The organism is Xenorhabdus innexi, from assembly GCF_002632485.1.
Lineage (GTDB): Bacteria > Pseudomonadota > Gammaproteobacteria > Enterobacterales > Enterobacteriaceae > Xenorhabdus > Xenorhabdus innexi.
Map to the genome: position 1 here is coordinate 1 of NZ_NIBU01000248.1, position 554 is coordinate 554.

The following is a 554-nucleotide window of genomic DNA, read 5'->3' on the forward strand; positions in this document are numbered from 1 at the left end:
TCTGGGGCTGGTCAGTATGTTGTTGTTCAGCTTTGGGGCAAAAGCCGAGGAATTGCTGACCTGGGAACGCATTCCGTTACCGGTGACGCTGAAAGTCGGCCAGGAGCGGATTATTTTTGCTGACCGGAATGTGCGGGTCGGGTTGTCTGCGTCACTCAGCGAGAAACTGCGGGTGCAGAGCGCCGGCGGGGCGATTTACCTGAAAGCCCGCCAGGCTTTTCCGCCGACCCGGCTGCAATTGCAGGACAGTGAAAACGGGGAAATTATCCTGCTGGATGTCAGCACGGCGAAAACGGCTCCGACCGAGCCGGTTCGCCTGCGTTACCGGGATGAAAAGCAAACCGCGTCCGCCGAAAAGTCGCTTTCCCGGCACAAAGACACATTATCGGCCCCCGTGCCGGTGGTGTTGACCCGCCATGCCGCGCAGCAGCTGTATGCCCCGCTGCGTACGGTTGAGAGGCTATTCAGAATCTTTTTCACCCTGAACAGTTTTTCATGTAACCTACTGGAATGAGAAAAGTTTATGCCAGTGATATCAGTCGAGAAGTCTTTCA

The 554-nt window shown here is 56.0% G+C and carries 1 pseudogene; it reads left to right on the top strand.

The features are described 5' to 3' along the window. Position 1: 1 nt before the first annotated feature. A pseudogene (locus Xinn_RS21410) lies at positions 2-457 on the top strand (TIGR03749 family integrating conjugative element protein); the annotation flags it as partial. Between the last annotated feature and the right edge of the window lie 97 nt (positions 458-554).